Annotated in this window: 12 protein-coding genes; 6 read left to right on the top strand and 6 right to left on the bottom strand. The window is 72.5% G+C overall.

Annotated elements, in window-relative coordinates; all coding sequences use genetic code 11:
* Window positions 1-178: 178 nt before the first annotated feature.
* A complete protein-coding gene (locus ABZU25_RS02070) occupies window positions 179-1,639 on the top strand; it encodes a menaquinone biosynthesis decarboxylase (protein ID WP_355027440.1) in 1,461 nt (486 codons plus the stop codon).
* A complete protein-coding gene (gene mqnP / locus ABZU25_RS02065) occupies window positions 1,639-2,550 on the top strand; it encodes a menaquinone biosynthesis prenyltransferase MqnP (RefSeq protein ID WP_355027439.1) in 912 nt (303 codons plus the stop codon). The genes ABZU25_RS02070 and mqnP overlap by 1 nt, the downstream gene beginning before the upstream one ends.
* On the opposite strand, the gene ABZU25_RS02060 is transcribed toward mqnP, so the two are convergent.
* Window positions 2,539-3,522 (bottom strand): terpene synthase, encoded by a 984-nt coding sequence (locus ABZU25_RS02060; protein WP_355027438.1) that lies wholly within the window; start codon window positions 3,520-3,522, stop codon window positions 2,539-2,541. The genes mqnP and ABZU25_RS02060 overlap by 12 nt on opposite strands.
* A gap of 149 nt (window positions 3,523-3,671) precedes the next feature.
* On the opposite strand from ABZU25_RS02060, the gene ABZU25_RS02055 reads away from it, so the two are divergent.
* Window positions 3,672-4,301, top strand: coding sequence for a UbiX family flavin prenyltransferase (locus tag ABZU25_RS02055; RefSeq protein WP_355027437.1), 630 nt, complete (start codon window positions 3,672-3,674; stop codon window positions 4,299-4,301).
* A gap of 103 nt (window positions 4,302-4,404) precedes the next feature.
* Here ABZU25_RS02055 and ABZU25_RS02050 read toward each other — a convergent pair whose 3' ends face one another.
* Window positions 4,405-4,671, bottom strand: a complete 267-nt coding sequence (locus tag ABZU25_RS02050) for a BldC family transcriptional regulator (RefSeq protein ID WP_007454516.1) — start codon at window positions 4,669-4,671, stop codon at window positions 4,405-4,407.
* 268 nt (window positions 4,672-4,939) lie between these two features.
* On the opposite strand from ABZU25_RS02050, the gene ABZU25_RS02045 reads away from it, so the two are divergent.
* Both ABZU25_RS02045 and ABZU25_RS02040 read left to right on the top strand, forming a co-directional pair.
* On the top strand, window positions 4,940-5,398 hold the full coding sequence (locus ABZU25_RS02045) for an Lrp/AsnC family transcriptional regulator (RefSeq protein WP_355027436.1): 459 nt from the start codon (window positions 4,940-4,942) through the stop codon (window positions 5,396-5,398).
* Window positions 5,399-5,537: 139 nt separating this feature from the next.
* Window positions 5,538-6,629, top strand: coding sequence for a PLP-dependent cysteine synthase family protein (locus tag ABZU25_RS02040; protein ID WP_355027435.1), 1,092 nt, complete (start codon window positions 5,538-5,540; stop codon window positions 6,627-6,629).
* 10 nt (window positions 6,630-6,639) lie between these two features.
* On the opposite strand, the gene ABZU25_RS02035 is transcribed toward ABZU25_RS02040, so the two are convergent.
* The 3 genes from ABZU25_RS02035 to ABZU25_RS02025 all read right to left on the bottom strand — a co-directional run bounded on the left by ABZU25_RS02035 (window position 6,640) and on the right by ABZU25_RS02025 (window position 9,753).
* A complete protein-coding gene (locus ABZU25_RS02035; RefSeq protein ID WP_355027466.1) occupies window positions 6,640-7,260 on the bottom strand; it encodes a putative glycolipid-binding domain-containing protein in 621 nt (206 codons plus the stop codon).
* A gap of 107 nt (window positions 7,261-7,367) precedes the next feature.
* Window positions 7,368-9,176, bottom strand: a complete 1,809-nt coding sequence (locus tag ABZU25_RS02030) for a DEAD/DEAH box helicase (RefSeq protein WP_355027465.1) — start codon at window positions 9,174-9,176, stop codon at window positions 7,368-7,370.
* 364 nt (window positions 9,177-9,540) lie between these two features.
* A complete protein-coding gene (locus ABZU25_RS02025) occupies window positions 9,541-9,753 on the bottom strand; it encodes a hypothetical protein (protein WP_355027434.1) in 213 nt (70 codons plus the stop codon).
* A gap of 136 nt (window positions 9,754-9,889) precedes the next feature.
* Here ABZU25_RS02025 and ABZU25_RS02020 point away from each other — a divergent pair, with 136 nt between their 5' ends.
* A complete protein-coding gene (locus tag ABZU25_RS02020; protein ID WP_355027433.1) occupies window positions 9,890-10,747 on the top strand; it encodes a hypothetical protein in 858 nt (285 codons plus the stop codon).
* A 659-nt stretch (window positions 10,748-11,406) separates the two neighbouring features.
* Here the strand turns inward: ABZU25_RS02020 and ABZU25_RS02015 are convergent.
* Entirely contained in the window at window positions 11,407-12,966 is a 1,560-nt protein-coding gene (locus tag ABZU25_RS02015) for a C40 family peptidase (protein ID WP_355027432.1), read from the bottom strand.
* Between the last annotated feature and the right edge of the window lie 139 nt (window positions 12,967-13,105).

The raw sequence follows: 13,105 nt of genomic DNA, 5'->3' as shown, positions 1-13,105 counted from the left end.
GCAGCGTTAGCGCGGGGCACGAAGGCCTCCTGGTTGGCGGAGCGGTTCCTAGACAGCTCCACTCCGAGACCGGAGGCGTTCACTTACCTACTACACCGCTGCCGGTCGGCTGGGCCATCGCGAGCGTCACAGCACCCGGCCTGGGTCGCCCGGGAGTCGGTGCGGGAGACTGGGCGACATGGCGGCTCGTGGCTTCCCGTACACCGATCTCAAGGACTTCCTCGCGGCGCTGGAGCGCGCGGGGGAGCTGCGCCGGGTCGACGTCCCGATCGACCCCACCCTGGAGATCAGCGAGGTGGTCACCCGCACGGTGCGGGCCGGCGGCCCGGCGCTGCTCTTCGAACGCCCGACCCGGGGCGAGATGCCGTTGGCGATCAACCTGTTCGGCACCGAGAAGCGGATGGCGATGGCGCTCGGCGTCGAGTCACTGGACGAGATCGGTGCCCGGATCGGCGCGCTGGTCAAGCCGGAGCTGCCGGTCGGCTGGTCCGGTATCCGGGAGGGCCTCGGCAAGGTCATGCAGCTCAAGTCGGTGCCGCCGCGCAAGGTGAAGACCGCGCCCTGCCAGGAAGTCGTCTACCGGGGTGAGGACGTCGACCTGAACCGGCTGCCGGGGCTACAGGTCTGGCCCGGCGACGGCGGGATCTTCCACAACTACGGGCTGACCCACACCAAGCACCCGGAGACCGGCAAGCGCAACCTGGGCCTGTACCGACTCCAGCAGCACGGCCGCAACACCCTGGGCATGCACTGGCAGATCCACAAGGACTCGGCCGCCCACCACGCGATCGCCGAGCGGCTCGGGCAGCGCCTGCCGGTCGCGGTCGCGATCGGCTGCGACCCGGTCGTCTCGTACGCGGCCAGCGCCCCGCTGCCCGGCGACATCGACGAGTACCTGTTCGCCGGGTTCCTGCGTGGCGAACGGGTGGAGATGGTCGACTGCCTGACCGTGCCGTTGCAGGTGCCGGCGCACGCGCAGATCGTGCTGGAGGGCTACCTGGAGCCCGGTGAGCGGCTGCCCGAGGGCCCGTTCGGCGACCACACCGGCTACTACACCCCGGTCGAGCCGTTCCCGGTGCTGCACATCGAGGCCATGACCATGCAGCGCAAGCCGGTCTACCACTCGATCGTCACCTCGAAGCCGCCGCAGGAGGACCACGGCCTCGGCAAGGCCACCGAGCGGATCTTCCAGCCGCTGCTCAAGCTCATGATCCCGGACATCGTCGACTACGACCTGCCGGCCGCCGGGGTCTTCCACAACTGCGCGATCGTCTCGATCCGCAAGCGCTACCCGAAGCACGCGCAGAAGGTCATGAACGCGATCTGGGGCGCCCACCTGATGTCGCTGACCAAGCTGATCGTGATCGTCGACGAGGACTGCGACGTGCACGACTACAACGAGGTCGCCTTCCGTGCCTTCGGCAACGTCGACTACGCCCGCGACCTGCTGCTCACCGAGGGTCCGGTGGACCACCTCGACCACTCGTCGTACCAGCAGTTCTGGGGCGGTAAGGCGGGCGTCGACGCGACCCGCAAACTACCCACCGAGGGCTACACCCGCGGCTGGCCGGAGGAGATGAGCATGAGCCCCGAGGTCACCGCCCTGGTCGACAAGCGCTGGAAGGAGTACGGGATCTGATGGTCGTCCTCGACGCACCGGCCGAGAAGCCGGGCCGGGTCAAGTCCTTCCTCAAGCTCGTCGCGATCGAGCACTCGGTGTTCGCGCTGCCGTTCGCGTTCCTCTCCGCACTGACCGCGATGCAGGTCAACGGCGGGCACGTGCGCTGGTGGGACCTGCTGCTGATCACGGTGGCGATGGTCGGAGCACGGACGTTCGCGATGGCCGCCAACCGGATCCTCGACCGGCGGATCGACGCGCGGAATCCGCGTACCGCCGGCCGGGAACTGGTGACCGGCGCGGTGAGCGTGCGGACGGCCTGGACCGGCGCGGTCGTCGCGCTTGTGGTCTTCCTCGCCGCCGCAGCCCTGCTCAACCCGCTCTGCCTGGTGCTCGCGCCGCTCGCCGTGGTGCCGCTTGTCGTCTACCCCTACGCCAAGCGGTTCACCAACTGGCCGCACGCCATCCTCGGGATCGCCCAGGCGGTCGGCCCGGTCGGCGCGTGGCTGGCGGTCAACGGCACCCTGGACGGCTCCGGGCCGGCCTGGCTGCTCGGTGCCGCGGTCGGGCTGTGGATCGGCGGCTTCGACCTGATCTACGCCTGCCAGGATTCCGAGATCGACCGGGAGATCGGCGTGCACAGCGTGCCCGCGCGCTACGGTCGGCGCTTCGCGTTGCACGCCTCCACTGTCGCGCACGTGGTGACCTTCGCGCTGTTCATCTGGTTCGGCGGGCTGATCGGCCTGGGCTGGCTCTGGTGGATCGGGCTCGCACTGACCGCTGTGGCGTTCGGCTACCAGCACCTGGTAGTGACCCCGACCGACCTGAGCAAGGTCAACCGCGCGTTCTTCACCGCCAACGGGTTCGTCGGCATCGCGCTGTTCGTCTTCGCCCTGCTCGACCTGGTGATCCGGCTCGACCTACGACCCTGAGGCGCGCTGGACGGTGGCGGCGGGGTAGCGGGCGCTCTCCACGGTCCAGTCGATGGTGCCCCGGACGGCGTACGCGACCCCGTCGAGATGGTCGGTGACCGCCTCGTCCAACGCCGGGCCGAACGACGGCACCACGGCCCGCAGCGCGACGAAGCGCCGCATCGACTCCCGCCAGCGCCCGGCCGCCCGCTCGACCGCCTCCGCCGACGACACGGCAAGCTCGCCCTCGATGGCCAGGACCAGGTTGTGCCCGCCCGCGGTGGCCCGGTCCCGGTCCAGGGAGGCCAGGTCGTTGTACCAGGAGAGCAGGTCGTTGCCGACGTGGGCGATCTCGCGCAGCAGCGGGTGATCGTAGACCGGGTCGGGCAACGGTCGGCCGCCGGCGAACTCCACAAGCGGGTACGACACCTCGGCCGCCGACGTCGCCCGCCGCAGTTCGACGTACTCGCTGACGCCGGGTCGGCGACCGGCCTCCTTGTTTACCGCCTCCTGCCAGGTGCCGTCGAGATGCCGGGCCACCGCGTTGGCGAAGCGCAGCCGCCACCGGGCCGGCATCCGCTGGTGCGGCTCCCGCCAGGCCAGCACCAGCAGTTGTCGTAGCGGGTCGGTCAGCCCGGCGTGCCGCGACCGCGGCCCGTCGTGCAGTAGCGCCAGCGTGCCGTCGCGCAGTGCCCGGATCTGCTCCGGGGTGAGTCGGCCCGGCCCGTCGCAGGCGTCGTCGACGAGGAAGAACCAGGTGAACAGGGCAGTCAGCACCCGCAGGTCGGCTTCGGTCGCCGCCGGGTAGAGCCGCCCCGCGTACCGGGCGAAAGCTCCCCGGGACAGCCGGTGCAGCGCGGTGTCGTCCAGCGGGAGGTCGAGCGTGGGCAGCAGGCCGAGCAGCCACTCCTGCACCCGGTCGGCGTGCGGTGAGAGCCGCGAGGGGATCGGACAGTCGGCACGTAGCGCCCAGAGGATCTCGCCGGTCGTCACCGATGCCTCCTGTGCGAGATGGGTCCGGTGCGAATCGCCAGCGGCAGCATGTCAGGTCGGCGGGACGCCCACCCACCCGTGGGACATGTCGGACGCGGGATCCCGGGGGTGCGCGCCAGCGGACCAGCCGGACCAGGCAGGCTGGGGGCATGCGGGAACCATGGGTGGTCGGGGTCTCCGGGGCCTCCGGCACGCCGTACGCGGCGGCCGTCATCGGCGGACTGCTCGACGCGGGCGAGCCGGTGGACCTGGTCGTGTCCCGGGCGGCCCGACTCACAGTGCTCGACGAGACCGGCCGACCGTTCCGCGACGGGCACTGGTCCGAGGATCTCGCCGGTTGGCTCGACCGGGACCTGACCGGAGCGGACGTGCGCTACTGGCCGGCCGGCGACCTGGCCGCCGGGCCGAGCAGCGGCTCCTACCGGGTACGCGGCATGGCCGTGGTCCCGGCCAGCACGGCAGCCTGCGCGGGCATCGCGATCGGGCTGTCCAAGGATCTGTTGCAGCGCGCCGCCGAGGTCAACCTCAAGGAACGGCGGCCCGTGGTGGTGGTTCCCCGGGAGACACCGGTGACCCGCAGCCACCTGGAGCACCTGATCGCGCTGCACGACGCCGGCGCGGTGGTGCTGCCGGCCAGCCCTGGCTTCTACGGGGCCGGCGCGGCGGCCAGCGCCCAACAGTTGGTCGACTTCGTGGCCGGCAAGGTGCTGGACGCGCTCGGCGTCCCGCACACCCTGTTCCGGAGGTGGTCCGGCCAGCTCGGCGCGGCCCGAGGCTGAGCTGTCGGCTCAGTGCGGGTCGTCGTGCCGCCCGGCCCGATTCGGTCGAAGCGGGACGCGGACCGGACTGGCGTCCGGTCCGCGTGGCGTTGTCCGCACCAGTTCAGTACATGCCGGCGTTGGCCGGACCCGGCCCCGTGGATGCGGCAGGTCCCACATTGCGTGGCTTACCGACCTCGTCCACTTCGTCCAGCATGCCCTCCCCCTCAAGCAGGGCTCGCACCTCGGATTCCCGAAACCGGCGATGCCCGCCTGGAGTCCGGATGCTTCCTATCCGGCCGGCCGCCGCCCATCTCGTCACAGTCTTCGGGTCCACCCGAAACAGCGCGGCGACCTCACCCGGTGTCAGCAGGCGATCTCCAGTGTCCACAGCCCCCTCCTCGCGTCGACGAAGCCCCTGGCTGAACACACTGCCCCCGGCTGGTGCGAGCCCAGAGCCGTCATGAGGGACGTATGGCAATTACAGCACCAGGGACCTGGCCTGTCCGCCAAACGCGAAAAATGCACTGACTGGGAAGTTAGTAATGGTACTGGCGCAACCCCTGCCTTGACTGTCGGTTCGTGAACAGTTACTCACTGTTCGGTCCAACGGATACTGAAGGCGTCGCGTTACGCGTAACCGGCTAAGGTCACTCTCCGTGGACGCCATCGACCTGAGCCTCGTCGACCTGCTGCGCGGAAACGCCCGCCTGTCGTACGCCGAGTTGGCCCGGCAGGTGGGCCTCTCGGCCCCGGCCGTGCACGAGCGGGTCGGCAAGCTGGAGAGCAGCGGCGTGGTCCGCGGCTACCGCGCGGACGTGGCCCCGGAGGCGATCGGGCTGGGAGTCACAGCGCTGATCGGCATCGTCGAAGACTCCGGCGCCGACAGCGACGACATGCTCGAGTCGCTGCGGGTGCTGCCCGAGATCGAGTCCTGCTACTTCATGGCCGGGGTGGAGTCGTTCCTGCTGAAGGCGCGGGTCGGCACGATCGCCGAGTTGGAGCAGTTGATCGTGCGGTTGAACCGGACCCCCGGGGTCGCCTCCACCCGCACCGCCATCGCGCTCTCCACCAAATGGGAGAACCGCCCCCAGCCGGTCGGCCCGTCGCCGGCCTGACCGTCGCGTACCCGTGGTGTCGCCGGAACGGCCGGCGGTGGCGTGCGCCGATCACCCCGCCGGGACGGCGAGTGGCAGTGGGGACCGCGTCCCCGGACCGGCGCTGACCACCCCTGGCCTGCTTGCTACGTTTCCGAGCGTGACTCATCTCGACCGGTGCGACGAGGCCAGCCGGACCTGGGTGACGGAGGCGATCGCCACCGTCGAGGCGGACGCGAACCGCTCGGCCGACACCCACCTGCTGCCGTTCCCCCTACCCCGGGCCTGGGGGATCGACCTCTACCTCAAGGACGAGTCGTCCCACCCCACCGGCTCACTGAAGCACCGACTGGCCCGTTCGCTGTTCCTCTACGGGCTCTGCAACGGTTGGATCGGGCCGCGCACCACGATCGTCGAAGCGTCGTCGGGCTCCACGGCTGTCTCCGAGGCGTACTTCGCCCGGATGCTCGGTCTGCCGTTCATCGCGGTGATGCCCGCCTCCACGTCACCCGAGAAGATCGCGCAGATCGAGTTCCAGGGCGGCCGGTGTCACCTGGTGGACGACCCCGCGACAGTGGTGGTCGAGGCGCGCTGGCTCGCCGAGGACTCCGGCGGGCACTTCATGGACCAGTTCACCTACGCCGAGCGGGCGACCGACTGGCGGGGCAACAACAACATCGCCGAGTCGATCTACGCGCAGTTGGAGTTGGAGCGGCACCCGATCCCCACCTGGGTGGTGGTGGGCGCCGGCACCGGGGGCACCAGCGCGACCATCGGCCGGTACGCCCGGTACCGCCGACTCGCCACCAAACTCTGCGTGGTCGACCCGGAGAATTCGGCGTTCTACCCGGCCTGGCTGGCCGCCGACTGGTCGGTACGAACCGGAAAGGGCTCCCGGATCGAGGGGATCGGCCGCCCCACCGTGGAGGCGTCCTTCCTGCCCTCGGTGGTGGACCGGATGGTCCAGGTGCCGGACGCGGCGTCACTGGCCGCGATGCGCGCCGGATCGGCGCTCCTCGGGCGCCGGGTGGGCGGCTCCACCGGCACCAACCTGTGGGGCGCGTTCGGGCTGATCGCCGGGATGCTCGCCGAGGGCCGGACCGGCTCGGTGGTCACCCTGATCTGCGATCCAGGTGACCGGTACGCCGACACCTACTACTCCGACGACTGGGTGACCGCCCAGGGCCTCGACCTGACGCCGCACCTGGCCTCGATCGAACGCTTCCTGACCAGCGGCACCTGGCCCGTCTGAGCCTGCCGGGTCAGCGCGGGTCGATCCGTTCGGCCAGTCCCGGGTACCGCACCACGTAGCCGCTGTCGTCCAGATCGATGTCGGCGGTGAAGGTGCCGCTGGCGAAGCGCACCCGACCCGGCCCGAGCCCGGTGTAGATCTGCTCGGCCGACACCACCTCCAGGCCGGGCAGCAACACCCACGCGACGGTGATCCGGTGTGCCAGGTCGGCCGGCTCGGCGGCCAACCCGAGCCGGTGGACCGGCAGGGTGTTGAACAGCGGCGAGCCGCTCAGGTCGACGTCGAGCGCGTCGGCCAGCCGGTCCGGATCGTCAGTGCCCGGCAGGCCGGCCCGGGGGTGACCGGCCGCGACCAGCGCCGCGTCCAGATCGCCCTGCTCGGCGGTGGTCACCCGCCACCGGTCCGTAACCCGTTCCAGCTTCACCCTGCGCAGCCAGCCCAGCCCTTCGGCCTCGACCTCGACCCGGGTGGTGGTCCAGTCCGGCGCGGTGGTCAGCTGGTAACGGGCGGTCCAGGGGATCGGGTCCACGGCGAGCAGGGTGCCTCGGGCCGTCAACCCGCGACCGTCGTCGAGCAGCACCTGCTCGCTGCCGGCGGTGTCCGTCCGGGACCAGAAGATGGACTTCGGCATGGTCGGCATGAGCCGGACGTTACGCGACGGCGCCGACATCGGCAGGGCATGCGCGAACGCCGCCGCGAAGGATGGGCCTTCGCGACGGCGTTCGATGGACAGTCAGATCAGTGGGTACGCGCCGGCGGTCGCCCGCCGAAACCGCGCCGGTCGTCGCGCGGGCGGTCGTCGCGCGGCCGGTCGTCGCGGGGACGATCGTCCCGAACCCGGCTCTCCGGGCGGAAGCCACCCCGAGTGTCGCGGTCACCGAAGCGACGCTCACCGGTGGGCCGGTCGCCGGTGGGCCGGTCGCCGTACTGGCGGTCACCCTGCGAACGGTCGCCGTAGCGCCGCTCACCGGTCGGACGACCGTCGCGGTCGCCAGACTGCGGCCGGTCGCTGTAACCCCGGGTGTCCCGATCGGCGTAACGCCGTTCACCGGTCGGCCGGTCGCCGTAACGACGCTCGCCCTGCGGCCGGTCGCCGTACTGGCGGTCACCCTGCGGGCGGTCGCCGAAGCGACGCTCACCGGTGGGCCGGTCGCCGTACTGGCGGTCACCCTGCGGCCGGTCGCCGAAGCGACGCTCACCGGTCGGCCGGTCACCCTGCGGCCGGTCGCCGAAACGGCGGTCGCCGGTGGGCCGGTCGCCGTAGCGGCGCTCGCCGCCCGTGCGGTCACCGAACCGGCGCGGGCCGCCGGAGCGGTCGTCGAAGCGACGCGAGCCGCCGGAGCGGTCGCCGTAACCCCGGGGCTCCGCCTCGACGCGAACCGGGACGCCGCTGGGCTCGCGGGCACCGACCAGCTCGGCCAGTGCCGCGTCGCCGACCCGCACCCGGGTCTCGGCCGGCGCGACGCCGGCCTTCTCCATCATCGCCAGCGTGGTGCGGCGCTGCTTGGGCAGCACCAGGGTGGCGACCGCGCCCGACTCGCCCGCCCGGGCCGTGCGCCCCGCGCGGTGCAGGTAGTCCTTGGGGTCCTTCGGCGGGTCGACGTGCAGCACCAGGGTGACGCCGTCGACGTGGATGCCCCGAGCCGCCACATCCGTGGCGACCAGCACGTTCATCCGGCCCTCACGGAACTCGGCCAACGTCTTGGTACGCATCCGCTGGGTCTTGCCGCCGTGCAGCCCACCGGCGCGTACGCCGACCGCCGCGAGTTGCTCGACCAGCCGGTCCACCCCGAGCTGGGTGCGGGCGAAGACCATCGTCCGGCCGTCGCGGGCGGCGATCGAGGCCGCCACCGGGAACTTCTCGTGCGGCGGAATCAACAGCATGTGGTGATCCATGGTGGACACCGATGCGGTGGACGGCGCCGTGGAGTGCGTCACCGGATCGGTCATGAACCGCCTGACCAGCGCGTCGACGTCACCGTCGAGAGTCGCCGAGAAGAGCAGCCGCTGACTGTTCGCGGGCGTCTTCGACAGCAGGGCGGTCACCTCGGGCAGGAAGCCCATGTCGGCCATCTGGTCGGCCTCGTCGAGCACCGTGACCTCGACGTCGTCGAGCTGGCAGATGCCCCGCTCGATCAGGTCGCCGAGCCGGCCCGGAGTGGCCACGATGATCTCCACGCCGCGCCGCAGCGCGTCGATCTGACGGTCGTACGGGACACCACCGACGGCGGTCTTGAGGAAGATGCCGACGGACTTGCCCAGCGGCACCAGCGCGTCGTTGACCTGCATGGCCAGCTCGCGGGTGGGAACCAGGACCAGGGCGCGCGGACGCATCGGCCGGGCCCGGTTGCGGTTGGCCAGCCGGGCGATCATCGGCAGGCCGAAGGCCAGCGTCTTGCCCGAACCGGTCTGCCCACGGCCCAGCACGTCACGGCCGGCCAGCGCGTCCGGAACGGTGGCCCGCTGGATCTCGAACGGGCTGGTGATGCCCTGCTGGGCCAGCGCGCGGACCAGCGGCTCGGGCAGGCCGAGGGAGGCGAAGCTGATCGGATCGGCGGTGGCCGTCGGGGCGGGCTCGGCCGGCTGGGCGGCGGTGCCGGCCGGCGCGGTGCCGGCCTCGCTCGGGGAGGCGTCGAGCTGCTCCCGGGCGGCGTCGGTCGTCGGAGCGGGGTTGGAAACGGACGTAACAGTGCTGGGGTCAGCAGAGGTGGTCAACAAAAACCTTTCGAGCGGGGCGCATCTTCGCGATGGCCTGCCGCGGCTGTGCCGCCGGATCGCCCGCAAGATCGCCCAGGGGCGCACACCACGCGCGCCGGGTCAGTGATCTCGACCAGTGTACGGCGATCCGGCGAAGCCGCCAGCCGGTTGCCGGACGGTAGTGGGCGGACTCACCATCGTCCCGCTCGGCGACTCACCCGTTGAGCACGTTGCCGACCAGACCGTCCAGCGCGTCACCGGCGAGGAGTACGACCATGACGCTGATCGCCACCAGCAGCCCCAGAGCGGCGGCCAGGACGATCATCACCCGGGTGTTCCTGGACCGTTCGGCCGGCGTGTCCGACCAGCCCTGAGCCAGGATGTGCCCGGTCAGCGACCCGGAATTCTCCACCGCGTTGGCGGGCATCGCGATCGTGGTGAAGCCCGGCCCCTCGCCGCTGCCGTAGACGGTGCCGGCCAGGTCAGAGCCGCCGTCATGCCGACCTCCGCCGGCGCCGGCCGCGCCATGGGGGGCAGAGCCACCCGAAGGCCTGCCCGTCGACGTGCCCCCGCGCGAGTTCCCGCCGCCATTCCCGGTCGACGGGGAAGCGCCGGCGGCCCCGCGCGAGTTTTCGCTGCCATTCCCGGCCGACCGGGAGGCGCTAGCGGTCGACGGCGGCCAACTCGGCAAGGCGGGCGCGGGCACCACCGGCGGCGCGGGGACGGGTGCCCCGGCCCACCCGTCACCGGATGCCGGGCGTGCCGTTCCGGCGGTGGACGGCCACCCGGCTGGCGGTGCGGAAACCGCCGCGCTGGCCCGTACCCCGGGCGTGTCGATCATCGCCGGCGGCGGTGGGAACGGCGGTGCCGGCATCGGTCCGGGCGGGCCTGGCGGCGCGGGCACCGGCGGAGCGGGTGGCGGCAAGGGCGGGCTCGGGATGGGCGGTGCTGGCGGGCCCGGAATGGGCGGCATCGGCGGGGGCGGCGGGATGGGTGGACCCGGGACGGGTGGAACCGGACCGAGTGGCGGCGTGGGTCGGGGCGTCGGGTACGGCCCCGGGGTTGGCGCGGGCTCCGGTTCGGCTGGCGACGGGTGGGTCGGCCCGGGGCCGGGTGGCGTGGGTGTCGGCTCCGGCTCCGGTGCCGGCGGCTGGGCGGGCTCGGGTGCCTGCCCCGGGTCGGCTGGCTCGGGACGCGCCGGCCCGGCCCGGTACACGGCGGGCGTGCTGCCCCTGGAGTCCGGAGCGCCGAGGGCGCCGGGCGTGGCCCGACTGCTGCCCGGAACCGTGGCGCTGGCCCGAGCCGGCGCGGTCGAGTCCCTTCGCTGCCCCGGCAACGAGACATCGGCGAAGCCGGCGGAACCGGTCGAGCCGGCGGAACCGGCGGAACCGGCGGAACCGGCGGAGCCGGTCGCGCGGTAGGTGGTTGCGGTGACCGGGGCGCTGGCCGGCAGGTCACTGCGGAGAGCCCCGGCGGTCGCGACGCTGGCTCGGGCTCGCACCGGTGCGGCGGCCTGGTCCGGGTGATCGTCGGCGGGCGCGGGCTGGTCGGCGCTGGGGTGGGCGACTGCCGGCAGCCCGGCGGCCGGGCCAGGAACGTCCGCGGCGACGCCGCTACCGCCGGGAGCAGCGTCGACGTCGACGGAGGCGTCGTCACCGGTGGCGGTGCCGCCGGAAACCGGGTCGGCGTCAGAGCCAGCCGGGCCGGCGGTGGTGGCCGGGCCGGCGTCAGAGCCCGCCGCGTCCGCGGTGGTGGCCGGGCCGGTGTCAGAGCCCGCCGCGTCCGCGGTGGTGGCTGGGCCGGTGTCAGAGCCCGCCGGTTCGGCGTCGGTGCTGGCCGGGCCGGCGGCGGGGGCCGCTGCGGAGCCCTCGGTGGTGGACGCCGGGTCGAGGGCGCCCGGCCCTGACGGGTCGGCTTGGTCGACCACGGGGTCGACCGTCTCCGCCGGATCACTCTGCTCGGCCATCTCCGCCCTCCGCGCCATGCTCGCACCCGGACCCGAGACGTCGGGTCGGATGTGCCTGGTTGTCACGGTGCCACAGATCTCCCCGAGCGGACAGCCGGAGCCGGTCGTGGCGGATCAACCAGTGGCGCTGGGGCTGCCCGTCGAGCTGCCGCTGCCCGTCACGCTCGTGCTGGCCTTCGGTGTGGTCGTCGGGGCGGTGCTGACCGGTGCGCTGGTGGGCGCCGAGGGCAGCGTCGACGGCGTGTTGTCCGGGGTGGCCGTCGGGGTCGGCGAGGCGCTCTCGGTCGGCGTGGGCGTGGGCGTCGGCGTCGCGCTGCCGGTGGGCGACGGGGTGGCCGACCCGGTCGGCGTCGGGGTGGACGGCGGCTTCGTGGTCGGCGTGGGCTTGGGAGTGGGCGTCGGCTTCGGGGTGGGCTTGACGGTGGGCGTCGTGACCGGCGGGGTCGGAACGGTCACGATCGGCGCCGGCACCGCGCCGATCACCCGGGTCGCGGCATACAGCCGGGTCCAGCTGACGACCGAGATCTTGACGACGTCGCCGGTGGTGGGCGCCTGCACCATCTTGCCGTTGCCGATGTACATGGCGACGTGGTGGATCGTCGTCCAGCTGCTGCCGGATGCGAAGAAGAGCAGGTCGCCGGGGAGCAGCGCGCTCTGCGGCACGGTCCGGCTCCGGGTGGCCGCGTACTGGTCGCGGGAGACCCGCGGCAGGTCGAAGTAGTCGGCGCCCGGGGACCGGTACGCCGCCCACATCAGACCGGAGCAGTCGAACTCGTCCGGCCCCTCCTCGGACCACTTGTACGGGTCGCCGAGCTGGGCCAGCGCGTACCGGACCGCGGCCATCGCCCGGGGGTGCGCGGCCATCCCGCTGATGTTCTGGTTGGTGACGTAGTCGGCGCCGAACTGCTGCTCGGCGGCTTCCTGCTGGCGCTCGATCTCGATCAGCTGGTCGGCGTTGTTCCGGCGCAGAGTGAGCAGGCTCGCCTCGGCCGTGCGGAGTGCCGTCTCGCCAGTGGTGAACTCCGTTTGGGCGGTGGCGAGCAGATCCTTGGCCTCGGTGTGCTTCTGGTAGGCGGCCTGCTCGTCGGCACGGGCACGGGCCAACGCCCCGGTCACCCCGGTGGTGCCGCCGTCGACCTTCTCGCCGCGGGTGATCTGCTGTAGGCGGCTCAGCCCACGGAGGTCCTGGGCGAACTCGCCGGGCGGCAGCGCGGCATCTGCCTTGACGGCGTCCGCGGCGGCGGCGTCGGCCTCCTGCTGGGCCCGGAGCAGGGCGTCCTGCGTGGTCGCGAGCACCTTGCCGGCAGCTTCGAGCTGGGCTTGGGCGTCGGTGCGTTTCTGTCGACTCTTGAGGAGCGCCTCGCCGAGCGTGCCGACCTGGGTCTCGGCGGCGTAGATCTGCGCGGCCAGCGGGCCGGTGCCGATGGTGCCCACCGGTGGCGACGGGACGCCGCCGAAGGGTGGGGCGCCGGGCAGTTGGAGCGCGCCGACCGCCGGCGGGCGGGCGCCGGTGTCCGGCACCGTCGTGGGCATCGCCGGATCGGCGTACACGGGGGTGGCCAGCACGGCGGCGGCGATCGCGCCGAGCAGGGCGGCCCAGAGCTTCGGACGCAGGACCGGTGAGATCACCGGGCTCCGTCGTCGCTGCCGTCGCCCGCGCCCGCTGTAGACCATTCCGCTCCCCGTTCAACCGCTCGTCGCCGCGCTCGGTGGGCGCGACCGCCGGGACGGTACCAGTGTGTGTGTTCCGCCCCACCTTGTTACTACCGCACCTTGCCACTCATGTCGATGCGTTGCCGGGTTACGGGAGGCT

It is taken from the genome of Micromonospora sp. NPDC005215 (genome assembly GCF_040607915.1).
Taxonomy (GTDB): Bacteria; Actinomycetota; Actinomycetes; order Mycobacteriales; family Micromonosporaceae; genus Micromonospora.
This window is presented reverse-complemented; position numbering and strand designations above follow the sequence as displayed.

What these genes read in the sequence shown, in the direction of transcription:
- ABZU25_RS02055 (WP_355027437.1), top strand. Translation starts at nt 3,672, where the DNA reads ATGCGGGAACCATGGGTGGTCGGGGTCTCCGGGGCCTCCGGCACGCCG.
- mqnP (WP_355027439.1), top strand. Translation starts at nt 1,639, where the DNA reads ATGGTCGTCCTCGACGCACCGGCCGAGAAGCCGGGCCGGGTCAAGTCC.
- ABZU25_RS02025 (WP_355027434.1), bottom strand. Translation starts at nt 9,753, where the DNA reads ATGCCCGCCAACGCGGTGGAGAATTCCGGGTCGCTGACCGGGCACATC.
- ABZU25_RS02070 (WP_355027440.1), top strand. Translation starts at nt 179, where the DNA reads ATGGCGGCTCGTGGCTTCCCGTACACCGATCTCAAGGACTTCCTCGCG.
- ABZU25_RS02035 (WP_355027466.1), bottom strand. Translation starts at nt 7,260, where the DNA reads ATGCCGAAGTCCATCTTCTGGTCCCGGACGGACACCGCCGGCAGCGAG.
- ABZU25_RS02015 (WP_355027432.1), bottom strand. Translation starts at nt 12,966, where the DNA reads ATGGTCTACAGCGGGCGCGGGCGACGGCAGCGACGACGGAGCCCGGTG.